The sequence below is a fragment of the Marivivens niveibacter genome (assembly GCF_002150005.2).
GTDB lineage: Bacteria > Pseudomonadota > Alphaproteobacteria > Rhodobacterales > Rhodobacteraceae > Marivivens > Marivivens niveibacter.
In genome coordinates, this window is the sequence record NZ_MSPP01000001.1 from 95,609 (window position 1) to 116,021 (window position 20,413).

Sequence of the window (20,413 nt, forward strand, 5' to 3'; positions counted from 1 at the left end):
CCGAATGGCGAGCCGTGGAGGACTCGAACCCCCGACCTGAGAATTAGAAGTTCCCTGCTCTAATCCAGCTGAGCTAACGGCCCCCAATTCGGTGTCGGCTGTATCGGTCAATTTTCGTGCGAATGTCAACTTGGTTATTGGCGCTGTAATTTGCTAGTAAGGCGCGACACACATGCGATCAGCGGGCGGATACAGGAAAAATAATGGTGCCACAGATTTTGCCTCTGGGAATTGATGGCGCTCTTGTTCGGTTCGGCACGGTCATGTCGGACGAGGCAAACCAATGCGCAGCCCAAGTGGCCCAAATCCTATCGCAAGACGAATTTGGGTTCATCGATGTTCAAGGTACCTTGGCCTCGGTCGCGGTGCGTTTTGATCCGATCCAAACGAATTTTTCAGATGTCCGTGCTGTTATCACAGCCCAAATCAACGATGCGACAACGGCACAGGCGATCCCGTTCAAACAATGGCGCATTCCAACCTGTTTTAATGGCGAAGATTTGGCAGAAGTCGCCGCAATCATCGGGGACAGCGCGCAATCCGTGATCGATGAAATCGCATCGATTCCCGTTCGTGTTTTAACCATCGGGTTTGCACCGGGGCAGCCCTATTTGGGTGAATTGCCAGATCGATACGGCATTCCGCGTCAGTCCCAATTGCGCCCAGTTCCGGCTGGCGCATTGGTCGTGGCGGTGAGGCAGATGGTTTTGTTCGCAAATGCGTCACCAACAGGTTGGCGTTGGATTGGGGCCACCGCTGCGCGATTGTTTGATGCGGGTCGCGATCCCGCTGCGATCCTGACGGCGGGCGACATGATAGAATTTTGCCCTGTCACAGCGGATCAATTGGCAAAGCTGCAATCAGACCCAATAGGCGGGGTCAGTTGGGATTGGTCATCATGAGCGGTGCGTTGATAGTCGACCGCGCTGGGCCTGCGATGACGATTCAGGATTTGGGTCGACCTGGGTTGCTGCATATGGGGGTGCCGCGCGGCGGGGCGGCGGATCGTTTGGCGCTATGCGAAAATGCTGCATTGTTAGCGCAGTCGCCAAACTGCGCAGTCGTTGAAATGGCAGGCTATGGCGGAGTTTTTCGCGCGACCTGCGATATGGCGGTGGCCCTGACTGGTGCGATCATGCGGGCTGATATTGACGGCCAACCGGTCAACTGGAATGCGGCACATCAAATGCATTCTGGTCAGATCCTGACGATCGGTGCCGCGACCCAAGGCGTCTATGGATATCTTGGCGTAAAGGGCGGTTTTCAAACACCCGTAATGCTGGGCAGTCGCGCTGCGCAGCTAACTTGCAACATCGGCGGACTTTTACAGTCAGGCGACACATTAGAGGTGATGCCGGCCACTTCATTTAATGCATGTAAATTAGACGTTTCTGCGCGATTTGGCGGGTCAGAGGTGCGTTATATTGCTGGACCGCAGACGGATTTGTTTAGTCCAGATACGCAAAAGTCATTCCAAGAAACGATATTCGTGCGCGATGCGGCGGCCAATCGACAGGGCGTAAAGTTTGGTAGCAGCGGGGCGCAATTCGCAACAGATGGTCAATTGGCGCTGTTGTCCGATGCAATCACGGTGGGTGATATTCAATTGACAGGGAATGGCGTGCCATACGTCCTGATGCCCGAATGCCAAACGATTGGTGGCTATCCGCGGATCGGCACAGTGATCCCGCAGGACATGCCGATCGTGGCGCAATCCGCTGTCGGTGACAAAGTTACATTCCGCCAAATCACGTTAGAGGACGCGGTCGCCAGTTATGAAAACGAACAGGCCATAACCCGATCCCTGACGGCGCGGGTGACACCGTTGGTTCGGGATCCGGCGAAAATGACCGACCTTTTATCGTATCAATTAATATCGGGCATGGTGACCGGATGGGAGGACGCATGAAAATCGACCTGAATTGCGACATGGGCGAAGACATGGGTGACGATGCAGCGATGTTGCAGATCGTTAGTTCGGCCAATGTCGCCTGCGGCGCGCACGCGGGCAGCCCACTCACTATGGCACGGACCATGGAAAATGCTGTTGCAAACAATGTGGGTATCGGCGCGCATCCTGGTTTTTTTGACCGTGAAAATTTCGGTCGGACCGAATGTCATCTGCAAGATGCCGAATTGGATGCGATTGTGCGGTATCAGGTGGCAGCGGCCCATGGCATGGCGACCGCATTGGGCGCAAATCTTACCCACCTGAAGTTACATGGCGCGATGGCGAATATGGCAACTAAAGACGCCGATATGGCATTGGTCTGTTATCGTGCCGCGCGGTCTGTTGTGCCCGAATTGCCCCTTATGGTGATTGCAGGCACAGCACAGGCAACTGCCGCAAATCAATTGGGTGGCCGTGTGATCAATGAAATTTTTGCGGATCGCACCTATGAGCCCGATGGCACTTTGACCCCGCGCAGGATCGAAGGATCGGTCATTCATGATGCGGATTTGGCCGCAAATCGCGTGGTGCAGATGTTAAAAGACGGCGCGATAACCCCGCGTGTCGGCGATGCAATACGGCTGTCGATTGACACCATCTGCGTACACGGCGACACACCCGGTGCTGTGCAAATGGCGGGCGTGATCCGCGACCGTTTGATCGAAAACGGATTTAAGATCGAACGGTTCTGACTAAGCCAGATTGCGAACAGCGCGGGCGATCACGACCTCTTCGTTGGTGGGGATGGTCATGACGGTCACGCGCGATAATTCTGCCGAAATACGGGGCGTGTTTTCGGCGTTGCGGGTATGATCTAATTCAATGCCCATCCACTCCATCCCTGAACACACGCGTTCGCGAATGAGGGTCGAATTTTCACCGATCCCGCCGCAGAAAATCAGGGCGTCAATGCCATTCAGAACCGCCGCCATTGCGCCCAATTCGCGCTGAATGCGGAATATGAAATAATCAATGGCCTGTTTTGCGCCAATCTGATCAGAGCGTTCTAACGTGCGCATATCATTCGATACCCCAGACATGCCCAGTAGACCCGAATTTTTATACAGCATGTCCGATATCTGATCGGCGGTCATATTTTCCTGCTGCATTAGGTATAGGACCACGCCCGCATCAATCTGTCCGCAGCGCGTCCCCATGGGCAGACCGTCCAGCGCCGAAAATCCCATGGTCGATGCGATAGATCGACCACCGCGCACGGCACACATGGATGCGCCATTGCCCAGATGCGCGATAACCACGCGGCCTTGGGCAAGGGTGGGTGATTGTTTTGCGATTTCACTGGTGATGTAGTCATAGGACAACCCGTGAAACCCGTAACGCCGAACACCCTGATCGTAATATTCGCGTGGGATCGCAAAGGTATCATTCACAAATGGGTGGTGACGGTGAAACGCGGTATCAAAACACGCGATTTGCGGCACATCACCAAAAGCGGCGCGAGCGGCATAGATACCTGCCAAATTATGAGGCTGGTGTAGCGGCGCAAATGGCGTCAGCGTTTCAAGATAAGCGATGGTTTCGTCAGCTAAAACTGCAGGCGCATCAAACCGCATACCACCATGCACAACGCGGTGCCCCACGGCAGAAATCTTGCGACCGTCCAGTAGTGGCAGAATGTTGGTCAAAATTGCCTGAACGGCAGACCCATGGTCGGATAAATCTGGCGCTGTGACGGGATGTTCGAAATCCTGGTCATCTTTAACAGTCAGGCGACCGTTCGGGCCGATGCGTTCCACCTGCCCACGGAACAGGCGCGCATCGCCGTCATAGACGGAAAATTTGATCGAAGACGATCCTGCATTCAGCGTCAGAATAAGCCCTGTCATCACAAAACTCCGCCAGATAAACGGGCCTGATGCAGGGCTGCCACTGCGCAGGATGCAAGGCGCGATTTTGAACTGTCAGACCGCGAATTCAGGATCACGGGCACCTTGGCACCCAGCACAATGCCCGCGCCTTCGGCGTGGCTGATAAAGGCCAATTGTTTGGCCAACATGTTACCCGCATCAATGTTGGGAACGACCAGAATGTTGGCGTGGCCTGCGACTTTGCCTGTTAAACCTTTGGTGCGTGCGGCGCCGATGTCCACCGCGTTATCCATCGCCAATGGTCCATCGACAAAGCCACCAGTGATTTGGCCGCGTTCCGCCATTTTTGATAGCAATGCCGCATCAATCGATGACGGGATGTCGGGGTTTACCGTTTCTACTGCTGATAGGATCGCTGCCAATGGTGCGTCGTGGCCGATCGAAATGGACAGATCGATTGCGTTTTGGACAATGTCGACTTTGGTTTTCAGGTCGGGCGTAATGTTGATCGCGGCGTCCGTCACCATCACAGGATGAGGCATCCCAGGGACATCCATGACAAACACATGGGTGAACCGTTTGCCGATCCGCAGGCCTGTGTCGCGCTGAACCATTGGGCGCAGCAAATCTTCGGTATGCAGGTGACCCTTCATCACCGCGCGGGCGCGACCTTCGTGAACCAATTTGCAGGCAAGGGCAGGGGCGCTGTGATGATCGCCGTCCAGCAGTTCATAGCGGGAAATATCGATCCCCAATCCTTGTGCTGCTGCCAATATTTTGTCGCGGTTTCCGATCAGGATCGGGGTGATGATGCTATGTTCAGCCGCTAAAATCGCGCCGCCCAGCGATTTTTCATCCTCGGGGCAGACGACTGCGGTTGGAATAGAGGGCAGGGGGCGGGCCTTTTCCAAAATGGCGTCGAAATGTTTGTGCCGTTCAACAACCAACCGTGGAATGTCGACATCATCGCGATCAAATTTTTGGGTTGGGGCAGCGACGGTTGCCTGACCTGTTAAAACGATGGCATCGTCAATCGCGCGACGGATGTCGGTGTCTAGCACAACCAAACCACCGTCGAGTTTATCAGCAACGGTCACGCGGCAAATAACCTCTTCTCCTGCATAGACGCGATCCAGAAATTCGATGGACTGTTTGCGATATGATGTCCCTGGGCCAGGGAGGCTGGTGCCCAAAACAGCAGAAATCAGAGATGCGATATACATCCCCGGCGCGACGCTTTCGACGTGTCCATCGCCGTCGCCATCCCATTCAGGCAGGTGCATCGGGTTATAGTTTCCGGACACATTGGCAAAGACATACAAATCGTCTGCTGTGACCAGGCGGCGCAATTCCTGTGTTTGACCGATTTCCATTTCATCAAAGGTTTTATTGGTGAGGTGCATGAAAACGGTGTCCTAATCTATGTATTCAAATCGTCGCGCAGCTGGAACGCAGCTGTGCCCAACTGTTGTTGCTTTGTGGCGAATCGCAACAGTAGGTCGATCAACTTTGTTCAACCTTTATCCCTGTGCCTGAATAATGTGCACTTCGCATGGTTGCACTTTACGTAAGGGATTTATGATCAATTTTTGAATGATTGGTGAAAAATGCTGCATTTAGATGTTGCGCTTTTATCGTTTGATCAAAAGTATGGCTCCTATGACCGTTCGAATAGACGAACGGCACGCCATAGAGCGGCTAAGCCGTCTAAGCAGGGAGAATAATCTCATGAAAAAAACAATTGCACTATCATCCACCGCAGTGACCGCATTGGTCCTGTCGGCCAGCATGGCATTTGCCGCTGGCACCCATCCCGTCACTGGCGAAGCGTTGGCCGATGACCAAACCTTTACCTATGCGACTATCGACGATTCCCCATCGTTTGACCCAGGTCTGGTAGAAGACGTCGAAGGTTCGGCCGTCACCCGCGACCTATTCGAAGGCCTGATGATGCAGGACCGCGAAGGCAACGTGATACCAGCCGTCGCCACCGGATACGAAGTGTCCGAAGATAAACTGACCTACACCTTTACCCTGCGCCCCGAAGCGATGTGGTCGGACGGCACCCCCGTGACCGCCAATGATTTCGTGTTCGCGTGGCAACGTGCGGCGAACCCTGAAACCGCATCGCCATACGCATGGTTCATTGAACTGATGTCGATCGAAGGCGCTTCCGAAATTATTGCGGGCGAGGCTGATCCATCGACCTTGGGCGTGTCGGCACCTGACGATCACACCTTGGTCGTGACCCTGACAAACCCTCTGCCGTATTTCCCGCAGATGGTCACCCACACCACAACCTTCCCAGTGCCGCAACACGTGGTCGAAGCGCACGGCGATCAGTGGATGCGCCCCGAAAACTTTGTCGGGAACGGCGCGTATGTGATGACCGAATATAACCCGCAGGAAAAATTGGTCCGTACCAAATCGGATACCTATTGGGACGCGGAAAACGTTATTATCGAAACCGTGAACCGCGTCATCATCAACGACGAAAACCAAGCGTTGAACCGTTGGATCGCAGGCGAAATCGACAAAACCGAAACCGTCCCAGCAGGCCAATTTTCGTCGCTGAGCGAAGAATACCCAGGCGAAGTATATTCGGTGCCTGAACTTTGTTCGTATTATTACAACGTCAACGTCCGCGACGATGCGCCTGAATGGGCCAAAGACGTGCGTGTGCGTCAGGCTCTGTCGTTGGCGATTGACCGTGACATCATCACCGAATTCGTTCTGGGCGCAGGCCAAACCCCTGCCTACACATTCACCCCCGGCGCGACCGCAGGGTTTGATGTGCCAGAGGTTCCCGCCGCCGCAATGACCCAAGCGGAACGTAATGAGGCAGCAATGGCCCTGATGGCCGAGGCTGGTTACGGCGCAGACAACCCACTGTCCGTTGAAATCCTGTACAACACATCCGAGGCGCACAAATCCGTCGCGATCGCAATCAGCCAGATGTGGAAACAGACGCTGGGCATCGACACCACGCTGGGCAACATGGAATGGCAGACATTCCTAGAGGCACGCGGCAACGGCCAGTTCGAAATCAGCCGCGCAGGTTGGTGTGGCGACTATAACGAAGCGTCGACCTTCCTTGACCTGATGGATTCGGAATCGGGCTACAACGATGCGGGCTATAACAACCCTGCCGTCGATGAACTGCTGGCTGCTGCCAAAACGATGGAAGACCCATCCGCCAACTATACCGAAATCGAACATATCATCGCCGAAGATATGCCGATCATCCCGATCTATCACTACGCATCCGCGTTCCTGATGGACGAGTCGGTCAAAGGTTGGCCATTCGACAACGTGCAGAACAACTGGCAGTCCAGCCTGCTGTACAAAGTCGCTGAATAATCCATCCTAAAACAACTCAGGTTGCGCCCCTATTGGGGGCGTAACCCACGCAGACCAAGGGGCACATAATGTTCGCCTTTACCATGCGCCGTCTTGCGGTGGCGATTCCGACGATCCTTTTGCTGATCGTCATTTCCTTTATCCTGATGTTTGCTGCACCCGGTGGCCCGTTCAATGCCGAACGCCCGTTGCCGCCCGCTGTTCTGGCAAATATCGAAGCCAAATACGGGCTGGATCAGCCGTATTGGAAACAGATTACGGACTACATTTACAACATTGTCGTCCATTTCGATTTCGGACCGTCGTTCAAATATCGCGACCGTTCGGTTTCTGACATCATCGCGCAGGGTTTCCCTGTGACCCTGAAATACGGTTTCTGGGCCTTTGTGGTCGCCGTGATTTCGGGCGTGTCGTTGGGCATTGCCGCGGCGGTGAAACACAACAGTTGGCTAGATTATCTGGCCGTTGGCATTTCCATCGGCGCGCAGTCGCTGCCGAACTTTGTCATGGCGCCGCTGCTGGTGATCGTGTTCACGCTGTGGCTGGGCTGGTTGCCGGGGGGCGGCTGGAATGGCGGGCAATGGCAATATGTCGTGCTGCCTGTGATCGCGCTGTCCACGTCCTACATGGCGTCGATTGCGCGGATCACCCGTTCGTCGATGTTAGAGGTGCTGAACGCCGGCTACATCCGTACCGCGCGGGCGAAAGGTTTGCCCACCAGCCGCATCATTTTCCGCCATGCGCTGAAACCTGCGCTGCTGCCTGTGCTGTCCTATATCGGGCCAGCCTTTGTTCTGATGATCACGGGGTCCGTTCTGGTCGACGTCTATTTTTCGACGGGCGGCATTGGGTACTATTTCGTCAATGCGGCGTTCAACCGTGACTATTCGGTGATGATGGGCATCACGATCCTGATGGGCGTGCTGACCATTCTGTTCAACCTGATTGTCGACCTGCTGTACGCATGGATCGACCCCAAAATCCGTTACTAAGGAGCCAACAATGTTAGCAACCGGATGTAACACCGCCGACGATATTCTGAACGCCGCCCACCGCAGCGAAGTCAAAGGCCGCAGCCTGTGGCGCGACGCGATGGGCCGTTTTGCCCGCAACCGCGCTGCTGTCATTTCGCTGTTTGTACTGGGTTTGATCTTGATCTTCGCGTTCTTTGGGCAGTTTCTATCCAGCCATGACCCTGCTTTTGTGGATTTCATGCTGCGCGGAAATATCAAAGAATTGGGCGGACCCTCCATCGAAAACGGCCACTATTTCGGTTTGGAAAAAGAAGGCCGCGATTTGTACCAACGCACCGTTCAGGGCATTCGCGTGTCGATCATGATCGGCGTGATCGGATCGCTCGTGTCAGTTGTGGTCGGCACGTTGTACGGCGCGATCGCGGGCTATTTTGGTGGCCGCGTCGACAGCATCATGATGCGGATCGTCGATATCCTGATGGCGATCCCATTCATGTTCGTGATCATCCTTCTGCTGGTGATCTTTGGCCGCTCTGTGTTCATGCTGTTCGTGGGTATCGGCCTGATTTCATGGCTGAACATGGCGCGTATTGCGCGCGGCCAAACCCTGACCATCAAAAACAAAGAGTTCGTCGAGGCCGCCATCGCCAGCGGCGTTAAACCATTCACCATCATCGTGCGCCACATCGTGCCGAACCTTGCTGGTGTGGTGATCGTTTACGCGACCCTGTTGATCCCTGAACTGATCATCATCGAAAGCTTTATCAGCTTTCTGGGCCTAGGCATTCAGGAACCGATGACGTCGCTGGGCGCGCTGATCAATGATGGCGCCAGCCAGCTGAATCGCGGCACGCCGTGGATGATCGCTTTCCCGCTCTTTTTCTTTCTTGCAACGCTCTACGCCTTTTTCTTTGTCGGCGATGGCCTGCGCGACGCATTAGACCCCAAGGATCGATAATATGGCTTTGTTAGACGTAAATGGCCTGTCGGTCACATTCAAAACAGGCGACGGTTTCGTAAATGCCGTCAACGGCGTGTCCTTTTCCGTGGAAGAGGGCGAAACGCTAGCCATCGTGGGCGAATCCGGTTCTGGCAAAAGTCAGACCGCATTCGCCGCGATGGGTCTATTGGCCCGCAATGGCACTGCAAAGGGCGAGGCGCTGTTTGACGGTCAGAACCTTTTGACGATGAAACAAAAGGAACTGAACCGCATCCGCAGCCAAGAGATCGCGATGATCTTTCAGGATCCGATGACGTCGCTGAACCCTTACATGCGGATTTCGGACCAAATGGCCGAGGTGCTGACCCTACACAAAGGCATGTCAAAATCCGCCGCCGTGGCCGAGGCGGCCCAAATGCTCGACGCCGTGCGCATCCCCGATGCAAAGGCGCGGATCAACATGTTCCCCCATGAATTTTCGGGCGGGATGCGGCAACGGATCATGATCGCGATGGCTCTGCTGTGTCGTCCGCGTTTGCTGATCGCGGATGAACCTACGACCGCGCTGGACGTGACCGTTCAGGCGCAGATCATGGATTTGTTCGGCGATATCCGCAAAGAATTCGGGACGGGCATTATTCTGATTACCCACGATCTGGGCGTCGTTGCAGGTTTCTGTGATCGCACGATGGTCATGTACGGCGGGCAGGTTATGGAGGAAGCCCCCACCGACCAACTGTTCGCAAAACCAGCACACCCCTACACCAAGGGCCTGTTGCAAGCGGTGCCGCGTTTCGACGTGGACGAAGATGAACTGCGCACCATCGCGGGCGAACCGCCTGACATGTCGCGCCTGCCTGCGGGCTGCCCGTTCTGTCCACGCTGTTCGATTGCCAAAGACCGCTGTCAAAACCAGCGCCCAGAGATCGACGTTTTCGGCGACCGCCGCCGCGCCTGTCACGCCACATTAGACGAGGTCGCATAATGTCCGATGCATTGCTTTCTGTTCGTGATCTGACGGTCACTTTTGACGTGCCGCGCCCAGGTGCCTGGCCTTGGACGGCTCCGCGGAAATTGCACGCGGTCAATGGGATCAACTTTGATCTGGCTCCGGGGGAATGTCTGGGGCTGGTCGGGGAATCCGGTTCTGGTAAATCCACCGCCGCCCGCGCTGTGATTGGGCTTGCACCTATTTCGTCTGGTAAAGTCATGTTTGACGGGCAGGATCTAGGGGCCCTGTCCCCTGTTCAGCGCCGCAAATATGGCCGCGAAATCCAAATGGTATTTCAGGACCCATTGGCCGCACTGAATCCGCGTATGACCGTTGGTGATATCATCGCCGAACCGCTGATCACGCACGAACCATCACTACCCCGCAAAGAGGTCCGTACCCGTGTCCAAGAGATGATGGAGATGGTTGGCCTGTTGCCCAATCTGGTCAATCGCTATCCACACGAGTTTTCAGGTGGTCAGTGCCAACGCATTGGAATCGCTCGGGCACTGATTCTACGCCCGCGATTGTTGATCTGCGATGAACCTGTGTCTGCGTTAGATGTTTCAGTACAGGCGCAGGTTGTAAATTTGCTAAAACGTTTACAAAAAGATTTGGGTCTTTCGATGATTTTCATCGCCCACGATCTAAGCGTGGTAAAGCATATTTCAGACCGTATTTCGGTGATGTATCTGGGCCGTTTGATGGAGCAGGCAGGCGCCAAACAATTGGTCCAAAATCCCGCGCATCCCTACACTCAGGCATTAATTTCTGCGGTTCCGATCCCAGACCCAGAGCGCGAAAAATCGCGTAAAATTATGATGATACAAGGGGAATTACCGTCACCTTTGGCCCCTCCATCCGGATGTGTTTTTCGGACCCGCTGCCCCTTTGCGCGCCCGGCATGTGCCGGCGACCGGCCTGAATATCACGTCGTCGGGGGCGATCATGTGGTGGCTTGTCCATGGTATAATCAGCTGGAAAATTCAACACTTACAGCGGTTTAATTGCTGCGGTGCAGCGACGAATTATCGCGGTAAGGGTTTGACAGTTGCACTTACATAGGCCAGCCTCTCGCTACGTCCCTGATTAGTCAGGATAGCCGGACGGTTGGTTTTTGGAGGAGGACCAATTGTCATAAGGCAAAAAGCCCCCCGATCTGATCGCCAAGCAGCTGAGCGGATCGGGGGCTTTGATTCCAAAATCGATTAAACAGCGAATGTGTGATTGATCCTGCGCGGGTCAGGCTTTCATGGTGATAACACCGACGGCAATCGCCGCCGCTGAAATCCAACGCCAAAGCGTGACGTTTTCCCGCAGAATTACGGCGGCAATCAATACCGCAAATAATATACTAGATTCCCGCAATGCGGCGACCAAAGCGATGGGAGCGACGGTAAAGGCCCAGATCGCGATCCAGTATGATCCCAGTGACATTGCCCCAGCCACCAGCCCTGGTTTCCATGCTGTGGCTATGGCAGTCCAAGGGCTACGTTTGCGGACTGTCAATGTGTAGATGGTCATCCCGATGGCATCACCAATGACCATCCACAAGATGAACGCAGAGGCCGATCCAGACGCCCGTGCGCCCATGCCGTCAGCCAAAGTGTAACTGGCCGTAAATGCGGCCGTCCCGAATGCGTAGAATAGGGCGCGACCGTTTATGGGTTTTGCGCTTTTGCCGCCAACAGCCATAACGATGACACCGCCTGAAATGAGCGCAATCGACAACACGGATAACGATGTGAATTGCGTCCCCAAAAACGCCGCCGAAACGACCGCGACGATCAATGGCGCAGTGCCGCGCGCCAAAGGGTATGCTTGGCTCAGATCGGCATGGGCGTAGGCTTGGATCAGGAAAACCTTGTAGCCTGTATGCAGCACTGCTGCCAGTACCAGCCATGGCCACGTAGCGGACCATGTCGGCGGATCGATAAAGGGTAGAATTGGGATCGCAATCGCAGCTTGGACCAGCGATAGCATGTAGACAGTCGACAGGCGGTCCAACCCGATTTTCAGGACGGAATTCCAACCTGCGTGTAACAAGGCTGCTAATAAAACGGCGGCGTAAACATGACTGTCCATCGTGGCAGCCTCACTAATTAATTCGCACTAACCTTATTCGATGCGTGAGGCCGCTCAATACAAAAGGCCCGCCGCGAAAATCGCGACGGGCCTCTGGATCAAAATATCAAATTTCCGCGTGTTATTCAGGCAGAATGCGAACGCCGCCTTTAGCCGCCGAAGATGCCAGCATCGCGTATGCCTTTAGCGCGGTCGAAACGGCGCGCTTGCGTGGCTCTGCTGGTTTCCAAGGCAGCGGGCCTTTGGCTTCGCGGCGGGCAGCCAGCGTTGCTTCGTCTACGGCCAGATTGATTGTGCGGTTCGGGATGTCGATTTCGATGGTGTCACCGGTTTCAACCAGACCGATCAGACCGCCTTCTTCCGCCTCTGGGGACACGTGGCCGATGGATAGGCCCGAAGTACCACCCGAGAAACGACCGTCGGTCAGCAGCGCACAGGATTTACCCAGTCCTTTGGATTTCAGGTAAGACGTTGGGTACAGCATTTCCTGCATGCCTGGGCCGCCGCGTGGGCCTTCGTAGCGGATGACCACGACTTCGCCAGCCTCGACCTTGTTGGTCAGGATGCCGTTCACTGCGTCGTCTTGGCTTTCGTAGACTTTGGCGGTGCCTGTGAATTTCAGGATGGAATCGTCCACACCTGCGGTTTTCACGATGCAGCCGTCCAGCGCGATGTTGCCGTATAGAACAGCCAGACCGCCGTCTTTGGAAAACGCGTGTTCTACCGAGCGGATCACGCCGCCTTCGCGGTCGTTGTCCAGTTCCTTGTAACGGTTCTGGGTCGAAAACGCTTCGGTCGTGCGAACGCCGCCAGGGGCCGCGCGATAGAATTCGTTAATCTTTGGATCGTTCGATGTGACGATGTCCCATTTTGCGATCGCTTCGTTCATGGAGGCAGAGTGGATGGTCGAAACATCGCCGTGAAGCAGGCCGCCGCGGTTCAGTTCGCCCAAGATGCCCATGATGCCGCCCGCGCGGTGGACATCTTCCATGTGGACGTCTGCTTTGGCTGGTGCGACCTTGGACAGGCATGGCACCTTGCGCGACAGACGATCCATGTCGGCCATGGTGAAATCAACTTTGCCTTCGTGCGCGATAGCCAAAAGGTGCAGAACCGTGTTGGTCGAACCGCCCATTGCGATGTCCAGAGACATAGCGTTTTCGAACGCTTCGAATGTCGCGATGTCGCGTGGTAGCAGGCCTTTTTCTTCGCCTTCGTAGTGGCGTTTGGTGATGTCGACGATGCGGCGACCTGCCTCTAGGAACAGTTCCTTGCGGTCGGCGTGCGTTGCCAGAACCGAACCGTTGCCCGGCAGCGCCAGACCCAGCGCTTCGGCCAGACAGTTCATGGAGTTCGCGGTGAACATACCCGAACACGACCCGCAGGTCGGGCAGGCGGCTTTTTCGATCGCGTCGACTTCTTCGTCGGAATAGCTGTCGTCGGCTGCGGCAACCATTGCGTCAACCAGATCCAGCGAATGTTCCAGATCGTCGATGGTGACTTTGCCGGCCTCCATCGGGCCACCGGATACGAAAATCACAGGGATGTTCAGGCGCATTGCCGCCATCATCATACCCGGAGTGATCTTGTCACAGTTCGAGATACACACCATTGCGTCCGCGCAGTGCGCGTTCACCATGTATTCGACCGAATCCGCAATAATTTCACGGCTAGGCAGCGAATACAGCATACCATCGTGGCCCATTGCGATGCCGTCATCGACTGCAATGGTGTTGAATTCTTTGGCGACACCACCTGCGTTTTCGATTTCGCGGGCGACCATTTGGCCTAGGTCTTTAAGGTGAACGTGACCGGGAACGAACTGGGTGAACGAATTCACAACAGCGATAATCGGCTTGCCAAAGTCGCTGTCGGTCATGCCGGTTGCACGCCATAGGCCACGGGCACCTGCCATGTTGCGGCCATGGGTGGATTTGCGGGAACGGTAATAAGGCATCTGGCTGTCCATTTGTTTGCGCGCGCCCGTGATACAGCGAAGGGGCGCAATTGAACAGGGCATCAACACTTTTTTGAAGATTGGCCTGCATCTTGCATTCAAATGGCAACTTTGAATCGGATTAGAAGGATCATCTTTGGATCGTCGTCAGTTCATAGCAGGTGTATTGGCCGGAATGGCTGCAACGCCATCCATGGCGGGGTCGGGGCTGTTGTCAGGGGCCTCTGGTCCGTTGATCGACATGTCGGGCGGGTTTTCATTGTATGAAAAACATGACCTTGAACCCGAACCTGTTGCGGCGCCACGTGCGCGGCCTGCGGAAATTGAACTACCGACAGGTAATCCGACCTTGTCTATGTATAACGTCCACACCGAAGAAACGCTGCGCGTTCAGCCCGTCAGCGCGACAGGTTTCGATCACGATGGTTTAGCGCGCGTAAATCGTTTTATGCGGGACTGGCGCCGAAACGAGGTTGCCCAAATAGATCCGAATGCGATTTTGGGATTGCTGCAAATTCAACAGCGCGCTCGTCGAAACGGGTTTTCGGGCAATGTGCGGTTCCTGTCAGGATACCGTAGTCAGGCCACCAATGACGCATTGCGGGCGTCGGGTGTGAATGCGGCGCGCAATTCGCTGCATATTCAGGCCAAGGCAATTGATTTTAGTCTGCCCGGCGTTGGAATTCCGCAAACCATTTTACTGGCCAAGGACTTGGATATCGGCGGGGTGGGTGGCTATTCCAGCTTTGTCCATATTGATACGGGCCGCGTACGGTTTTGGGGCACGGCTGTCTGATCGCATTTGCAAGCGGTGTTATTCCTGCTAAAGCCGTTGCAAAGCTAAGGAGACCGACACCGATGACTGCCCGCATTGACGCCTGCTTTGCCAAAGCCCGCGCCGAAAACCGCCCTGTTCTGGTAACCTACACCATGGCTGGCGACCCCGATGCAGAAACGGGTCTGGAAATCCTAAAAAACGTGGCGCGTTCTGGCGCGGATATCGTTGAATTCGGTCTGCCGTTCACTGATCCTGTCGCAGATGGTCCCGCCATTCAGGCTGCTGGTCTGCGTGCATTGGACGCTGGCCAAACCACGAAAAAGACGTTGGCGCAGGTCGTTGAGTTCCGCAAGGAATTCCCCGACACCCCTGTGATCTTGATGGGCTATTACAACCCGATCTACAGCTACGGCCCTGAAAAATTCGTGGCCGACGCGAAAGAGGCTGGCGTTGATGGCATGATCATCGTCGACGTGCCCGCCGAAGAAGACGACGAACTGTGCATTCCAGCTCAAAAGGCTGGTCTGGCGTTTATCCGTCTGATCCCACCAACCGCAGACGACAAACGCTTGCCTGTGATCCTGAAAAACTCGTCTGGTTTTGTGTACCACGTGTCGATCAACGGCATCACCGGTTCGGCAACGCCTGATTATTCGACCGTGTCGCGCGCTCTGGATCGTATCCGCAAATACACCGACCTGCCGATCGTCGTTGGTTTTGGCGTGAAAACAGGTGAACACGCGGCGGCGCTGGGCGAACATGCGGACGGTGTTGTTGTTGGTACTGCGCTGATCAATGAAATCACGGCAACCTATGACGGCGACAAAGCGACCGATGCGACCGCATCGTCGGTCAACGCGCTGGTCACCGAACTGGCTGACGGGGTTCGCCGCGCCAAGGCGTAACCCGACTGCGCACCTTCGCACAAAACTATTGGTGGCCCGTCAGCATCTGGCGGGCTATTTCTTTGACCGAATAGAAAAAGGGAGGGCGCAATATGGCACCCATCGTTCAGGTCAAAGACCTGCGAAAGACCTATGATGGCGGGTTTCAGGCGCTCAAGGGCGTTAATCTGGATATTGAAGAGGGCGAAATCATCGCTCTGCTTGGCCCGAATGGCGCGGGCAAAACCACGCTGATTTCGACGATCTGCGGGATCACCATGCCGACGTCGGGCTCTGTAACTGTTGGCGGGCACGATATTATCAGTGGATTTCGCCAAACACGGTCGATGATCGGGCTGGTGCCGCAAGAATTGTCGCTGGATGCGTTTGAAACCGTGTTCAATGCCGTGCGCTATTCGCGGGGCCTGTTCGGTAAACCGCGCAATGACGCCTATATCGAAGATATTTTGAAACAGCTGGGTCTGGCCGACAAACGCGACACGAAAATCATGGCGCTGTCGGGTGGTATGAAACGCCGCGTTTTGATCGCCAAAGCGCTATCGCACGAACCCCGCGTTCTGTTTTTGGACGAACCGACCGCTGGCGTGGATGTTGAGCTGCGCAAAGACATGTGGAACGTCGTCGATGACCTGCGCAAAACGGGCGTCACGATCATCCTGACCACCCATTACATCGAAGAGGCCGAAGCCATGGCCGACCGCATCGCGGTGATCGACGGCGGGCAGATCATGTTGGTCCAACGCAAGGACGAACTGATGCAACACATGGGCCAAAAGGAACTGCGCATTCATCTGGCGTCCCCCGTGACCGAAATTCCTGCGGGACTGGATCGCTATGATCTGGAAATCGTGCTGGACGGAAACGCGCTGCGCTATGTCTACGACACGCGCGCGGATCGGACGGGCATCACCGCGTTGCTGAATGATCTGAACGCCGTGGGCCTGCAATTGGCCGACATAGAAACCCGTCAAAGCAGCCTAGAGGAAATCTTTGTCGGTCTGGTCAAAGGAGACGCAGCATGAACCTAACTGCAATCAAAGCGATCTACCTGACCGAAATGGCACGGTTTTTCCGCACGTATAAACAAAGCTTTCTAGCGCCCGTCATTTCGACTTCGCTGTATTTCGTGGTGTTCGGCGCGGCCATCGGCAGCCGTATCGATCAGGTCGAAGGCGTCAGCTACGGCGCGTTCATCGTGCCTGGATTAATCATGCTATCGGTGATGACGCAGGCCACCACAAACGCATCATTTGGAATATATTTTCCAAAATTTACGGGGTCGATATATGAACTTCTGTCCGCGCCCGTAAATTTCCTAGAGGCAACCATCGGCTATGTCGGCGCCGCCGCTAGCAAAGCGTTAATCATCGGCGCGATCATCTTTGCGACGTCGTTCTTTTTCGTCGATGTACAGGTCGCGCACCCGCTGGCGATGGTGGCGTTTTTGCTGCTGACCTGTTTGTCGTTTGCTTTGCTGGGGTTCATCATCGGCATCTGGGCGGGCAATTTCGAACAGTTGCAGCTGATCCCGCTGCTGATCATCACGCCGCTGGTGTTTTTGGGCGGCAGTTTCTACAGCACGTCGATGTTGCCGCCGTTCTGGCAAATCGTGACGCTGTTTAACCCCGTTCACTACCTGATTTCGGGGTTCCGCTGGTCGTTCTTTGAACAGGCGGATGTGCCTGTTGCGATATCGTTGATCGCGATTGCGGGCTTTACCGCGTTGTGTCTGGGCGCCATTGCGTGGATTTTCCGCACTGGTTGGCGCATTCGGGACTAAGGCGGCTTGTTTGACATGGGGGGGCAGACTATCTGTCCCCTTATGAAACGCTGGATCCCATTTGTTAAATCAGGCCCGCGCGTTGCAGTCGTTCGATTGCAGGGCGCGATTTCAAATTCATCGCGCGGATTGGATGACGTCAGCCTATCGGCAGTCATTGAAAAAGCGTTTCGCGGCAAACCCGATGCGGTCGCGCTGCAGATCAATTCGCCGGGTGGATCGCCTGTGCAATCGTCGCTGATCGCTGCACGTATCCGCCGTTTGGCCGATGAAAAGAACATTCCCGTCTACGCATTCGTCGAAGATGTCGCTGCCTCGGGCGGGTATTGGCTGGCCTGTGCTGCCGATGAAATTTACGTGGATCGCGGGTCGATCGTGGGATCGATTGGCGTGATTTCGGCGGGGTTCGGGTTTAGCGACCTGATCGGCCGCTATGGCGTTGAACGCCGCGTTTACACCGCTGGGACGTCGAAATCGCAGCTGGATCCATTCAAACCCGAAAATCCCGAAGACGTGAGCCGCCTAAAAGGCTGGCTGACCGATCTGCACGGGTATTTCATTGATCACGTCAAATCGCGCCGCGGGGCGAAATTGAACGCGGATCAGGACCTGTTTACCGGCGAAATTTGGGTCGGTGACAAGGCAGTTGAGCTGGGCCTAGCCGATGGCATCGGGCATCTGGTGCCATTTATGAAAGACAAATTTGGCAAAGACGTCAGTTTCCGCCGTTACGCGCCGCGCAAACCGCTGGCGTTACGGTTCGGGGCATCGGCCATTTCGGGCGTAGTGGACACTATCGAAGAACGCGCAGCATTCGGGCGGTTTGGTCTGTAAATGCTGTTCCGCGTCGTTTCCATTTTTCTGATCGTCATGGTCGTTTTGGCCATGTTTGGGCGGTTGAAATACCCCGGCCAGAAACGAATTCAGAATGCAAAATGCCCCAAATGCGGGCGATTTAGAATTGGTAAAGGCCCCTGCGCCTGCAAAAAGGAATAACTCGGGATGGATTGGGTATATACCGTTATCGGCCTTGTACTATTGTTGCTGGCCGGCGATGCGCTGGTCAAAGGTGCGGTAAACCTGTCCTTGCGGGTGGGTATCCCTGCGCTAGTAGTGTCGCTGACAATTGTGGCATTCGGAACGTCTGCGCCTGAACTGCTGATTTCGATCAAGGCGATCATGGATAATGTTCCTGAATTGGCTTTGGGTAACGTTGTCGGGTCCAATACTGCAAATATCCTGCTGGTTTTGGGTATCCCCGCGTTGATTGCGACCATGCACACCAGCCATCACGATACGCGCGCGTCGTATTTGCAGATGATATTTGCGTCCGTTTTGTTCATCGCGCTATGTTTCATGGGGCCGCTGAATTGGGTCAAAGGTATTGTCTTGCTGCTCGCGCTGGCGGCCATGATTGGTCACGCCGTTTATGGCGCGATGCAGCACCGCGCTGAACGTGCCGCATTAGAAGAAGAGGTCGAAGGCGCTGACCCTGACATCACATGGCCCAAAATCGGGTTCTTTTTGGTTGCTGGTCTGATCGGCCTGCCATTGGGCGCAAACCTATTGGTCGAAGGCGCAACCAATATCGCGTTGCATTATGGCGTCAGCGAAGCGGTGATCGGTCTAACGCTGGTTGCAATTGGTACGTCGCTGCCTGAATTGGCGACAACTGTGATGGCTGTGGTACGTAAACAGGCGGACGTTGCGCTGGGTAACGTGATCGGTTCGAACATGTTTAACCTGCTGGCGATCATCGGCATCTCGACGCTGTTCGGCACCATTCCTGTTGATCCGAATTTCTTGCAGTTTGATTTGTGGGTCATGCTGGCGGCATCGCTTTTGCTGATCCCGTTTGTGTTCATGCGCCGTGATTTGACGCGTGTCAGCGGCGTGATCTTGACCGCGCTATATCTGGCCTATCTGTTCGTTCTGTTGTGATCGGAGGATAACCATGCGGGCATTGGTAACGGGGGCTGGGGCGCGCCTAGGTCAGGCGATGGCGATTTATTTGGCGGACCGCGGATATGATGTCGCCGTCCACTACGCGACCAGCCGTGATGGCGCGGATGAAACAGTCAATGCGATCAAAGAAAAGGGTCGTAATGCCATTGCCATTCAGGCTGACCTGCTGAACGAGGCAGAGGTTCAGGGCCTGTTGCCCGCAGCGGCTGATGCGTTGGGTGGGCCGATTACCTGTCTGGTCAACAACGCCTCGATTTTCGAATACGACAATATTCATACGGCGACCCGTGAAAAGTGGGACCGACATATGGAGTCGAATTTGCGCGCGCCTTATGTGCTGACACAGGCGATGGCGACGCAAATACCTGATCCCGTAATGGATGAAATGGACGAACCAGTCGCCCAAGGGTTGATCGTCAATATGATCGATCAGCGTGTACGCAAGCTGACTCCTGAATTTTCGACCTACACAATCGCTAAGATGGGTTTGTGGGCATTGACACAAACTGCGGCCCAAGGTTTGGCTCCAAAAATTCGGGTCAATGCAATCGGGCCGGGTCCGACGCTGCAGGGCGCACGTCAAAGCCGTCAACATTTTGACACTCAACGAAAAGCAACGGTTCTGCAGCGCGGCGCAAATCCGTCCGATATTTGCGCGGCATTAGGATACTTCATCGATTCGCCGGCGATCACAGGACAGCTTTTGTGCGTGGATGGTGGTCAGCATTTGTGCTGGGAAACGCCAGATATCTTGGGCGTAGAGTGAGTTTTTCCGACAACTGCGACAAGTTGTGCACCGATGGGCCAAGCTGACATGAAAGTGTCACGTTGGAAAATCACTGCTCTAAAATAAGCATGGTGAATAAAAATATCATTTGTTTCCAATGGTTTGAAACTG

General features: G+C 55.0%; 19 protein-coding genes and 1 tRNA gene. 15 read left to right on the forward strand and 5 right to left on the reverse strand.

All coding sequences use genetic code 11. The features are described from left to right. Positions 1 to 5: 5 nt before the first annotated feature. Positions 6 to 83, reverse strand: a tRNA-Arg gene (locus BVC71_RS00485). A gap of 120 nt (positions 84 to 203) precedes the next feature. Here BVC71_RS00485 and BVC71_RS00490 point away from each other — a divergent pair. The 3 genes from BVC71_RS00490 to BVC71_RS00500 are packed head-to-tail and all read left to right on the forward strand — an operon-like array spanning position 204 to position 2,643. After that, positions 204 to 902, forward strand: a complete 699-nt coding sequence (locus BVC71_RS00490; protein ID WP_086449683.1) for a 5-oxoprolinase subunit B family protein — start codon at positions 204 to 206, stop codon at positions 900 to 902. Next, positions 899 to 1,909, forward strand: coding sequence for a 5-oxoprolinase subunit C family protein (locus BVC71_RS00495; RefSeq protein ID WP_086449684.1), 1,011 nt, complete (start codon positions 899 to 901; stop codon positions 1,907 to 1,909). The genes BVC71_RS00490 and BVC71_RS00495 overlap by 4 nt, the downstream gene beginning before the upstream one ends. Continuing rightward, positions 1,906 to 2,643 (forward strand): LamB/YcsF family protein, encoded by a 738-nt coding sequence (locus BVC71_RS00500; RefSeq protein ID WP_086449685.1) that lies wholly within the window; start codon positions 1,906 to 1,908, stop codon positions 2,641 to 2,643. Before BVC71_RS00495 ends, BVC71_RS00500 begins: the two co-directional genes overlap by 4 nt. Here the strand turns inward: BVC71_RS00500 and BVC71_RS00505 are convergent, their stop codons facing one another. Next, positions 2,644 to 3,798 carry an acetate/propionate family kinase gene (locus BVC71_RS00505; RefSeq protein ID WP_086449686.1) on the reverse strand — a complete coding sequence of 385 codons (1,155 nt, stop codon included), beginning with the start codon at positions 3,796 to 3,798 and terminating at the stop codon, positions 2,644 to 2,646. It abuts the gene before it with no gap. Further along, on the reverse strand, positions 3,798 to 5,183 hold the full coding sequence (locus tag BVC71_RS00510; RefSeq protein WP_086449687.1) for a bifunctional enoyl-CoA hydratase/phosphate acetyltransferase: 1,386 nt from the start codon (positions 5,181 to 5,183) through the stop codon (positions 3,798 to 3,800). Before BVC71_RS00510 ends, BVC71_RS00505 begins: the two co-directional genes overlap by 1 nt. A 325-nt stretch (positions 5,184 to 5,508) precedes the next feature. Between BVC71_RS00510 and BVC71_RS00515 the strand changes: the two genes are divergently transcribed. The 5 genes from BVC71_RS00515 to BVC71_RS00535 all read left to right on the forward strand — a co-directional run bounded on the left by BVC71_RS00515 (position 5,509) and on the right by BVC71_RS00535 (position 11,052). Further along, positions 5,509 to 7,140, forward strand: a complete 1,632-nt coding sequence (locus BVC71_RS00515) for a peptide ABC transporter substrate-binding protein (protein WP_086449688.1) — start codon at positions 5,509 to 5,511, stop codon at positions 7,138 to 7,140. A gap of 68 nt (positions 7,141 to 7,208) precedes the next feature. After that, positions 7,209 to 8,132, forward strand: coding sequence for an oligopeptide ABC transporter permease OppB (oppB, locus tag BVC71_RS00520; RefSeq protein WP_086449689.1), 924 nt, complete (start codon positions 7,209 to 7,211; stop codon positions 8,130 to 8,132). Between the two features lie 10 nt (positions 8,133 to 8,142). Then, the gene (locus BVC71_RS00525) at positions 8,143 to 9,072 is read left to right on the forward strand and encodes an ABC transporter permease subunit (protein WP_086449690.1); all 930 of its coding nucleotides are present in this window, start codon (positions 8,143 to 8,145) and stop codon (positions 9,070 to 9,072) included. A 1-nt stretch (position 9,073) separates the two neighbouring features. Beyond that, positions 9,074 to 10,039, forward strand: a complete 966-nt coding sequence (locus BVC71_RS00530; protein WP_086449691.1) for an oligopeptide/dipeptide ABC transporter ATP-binding protein — start codon at positions 9,074 to 9,076, stop codon at positions 10,037 to 10,039. Next, entirely contained in the window at positions 10,039 to 11,052 is a 1,014-nt protein-coding gene (locus BVC71_RS00535; protein ID WP_086449692.1) for an oligopeptide/dipeptide ABC transporter ATP-binding protein, read from the forward strand. Before BVC71_RS00530 ends, BVC71_RS00535 begins: the two co-directional genes overlap by 1 nt. 235 nt (positions 11,053 to 11,287) lie before the next feature. Here the strand turns inward: BVC71_RS00535 and BVC71_RS00540 are convergent, their stop codons facing one another. Further along, entirely contained in the window at positions 11,288 to 12,130 is an 843-nt protein-coding gene (locus BVC71_RS00540) for an EamA family transporter (RefSeq protein WP_086449693.1), read from the reverse strand. A gap of 121 nt (positions 12,131 to 12,251) precedes the next feature. Next, on the reverse strand, positions 12,252 to 14,087 hold the full coding sequence (ilvD, locus tag BVC71_RS00545; protein ID WP_086450617.1) for a dihydroxy-acid dehydratase: 1,836 nt from the start codon (positions 14,085 to 14,087) through the stop codon (positions 12,252 to 12,254). Between the two features lie 136 nt (positions 14,088 to 14,223). Here ilvD and BVC71_RS00550 point away from each other — a divergent pair, with 136 nt between their 5' ends. From BVC71_RS00550 to BVC71_RS00580, 7 genes are all read left to right on the forward strand, one after another. Continuing rightward, positions 14,224 to 14,883, forward strand: coding sequence for a YcbK family protein (locus BVC71_RS00550; protein WP_133064467.1), 660 nt, complete (start codon positions 14,224 to 14,226; stop codon positions 14,881 to 14,883). 62 nt (positions 14,884 to 14,945) lie between these two features. Then, entirely contained in the window at positions 14,946 to 15,770 is an 825-nt protein-coding gene (gene trpA, locus BVC71_RS00555) for a tryptophan synthase subunit alpha (RefSeq protein WP_086449695.1), read from the forward strand. A gap of 92 nt (positions 15,771 to 15,862) precedes the next feature. Next, complete coding sequence (locus BVC71_RS00560; protein ID WP_086449696.1) at positions 15,863 to 16,792, forward strand: ABC transporter ATP-binding protein; 930 nt, start codon at positions 15,863 to 15,865, stop codon at positions 16,790 to 16,792. Beyond that, the gene (locus BVC71_RS00565) at positions 16,789 to 17,550 is read left to right on the forward strand and encodes an ABC transporter permease (RefSeq protein ID WP_086449697.1); all 762 of its coding nucleotides are present in this window, start codon (positions 16,789 to 16,791) and stop codon (positions 17,548 to 17,550) included. Before BVC71_RS00560 ends, BVC71_RS00565 begins: the two co-directional genes overlap by 4 nt. A gap of 42 nt (positions 17,551 to 17,592) precedes the next feature. Then, positions 17,593 to 18,384, forward strand: coding sequence for a S49 family peptidase (locus tag BVC71_RS00570; protein WP_086449698.1), 792 nt, complete (start codon positions 17,593 to 17,595; stop codon positions 18,382 to 18,384). A 168-nt stretch (positions 18,385 to 18,552) separates the two neighbouring features. Further along, positions 18,553 to 19,491 carry a calcium/sodium antiporter gene (locus BVC71_RS00575; protein ID WP_086449699.1) on the forward strand — a complete coding sequence of 313 codons (939 nt, stop codon included), beginning with the start codon at positions 18,553 to 18,555 and terminating at the stop codon, positions 19,489 to 19,491. Between the two features lie 13 nt (positions 19,492 to 19,504). Further along, positions 19,505 to 20,281 carry an SDR family oxidoreductase gene (locus BVC71_RS00580; protein WP_086449700.1) on the forward strand — a complete coding sequence of 259 codons (777 nt, stop codon included), beginning with the start codon at positions 19,505 to 19,507 and terminating at the stop codon, positions 20,279 to 20,281. The last annotated feature ends 132 nt before the right edge of the window (positions 20,282 to 20,413 follow it).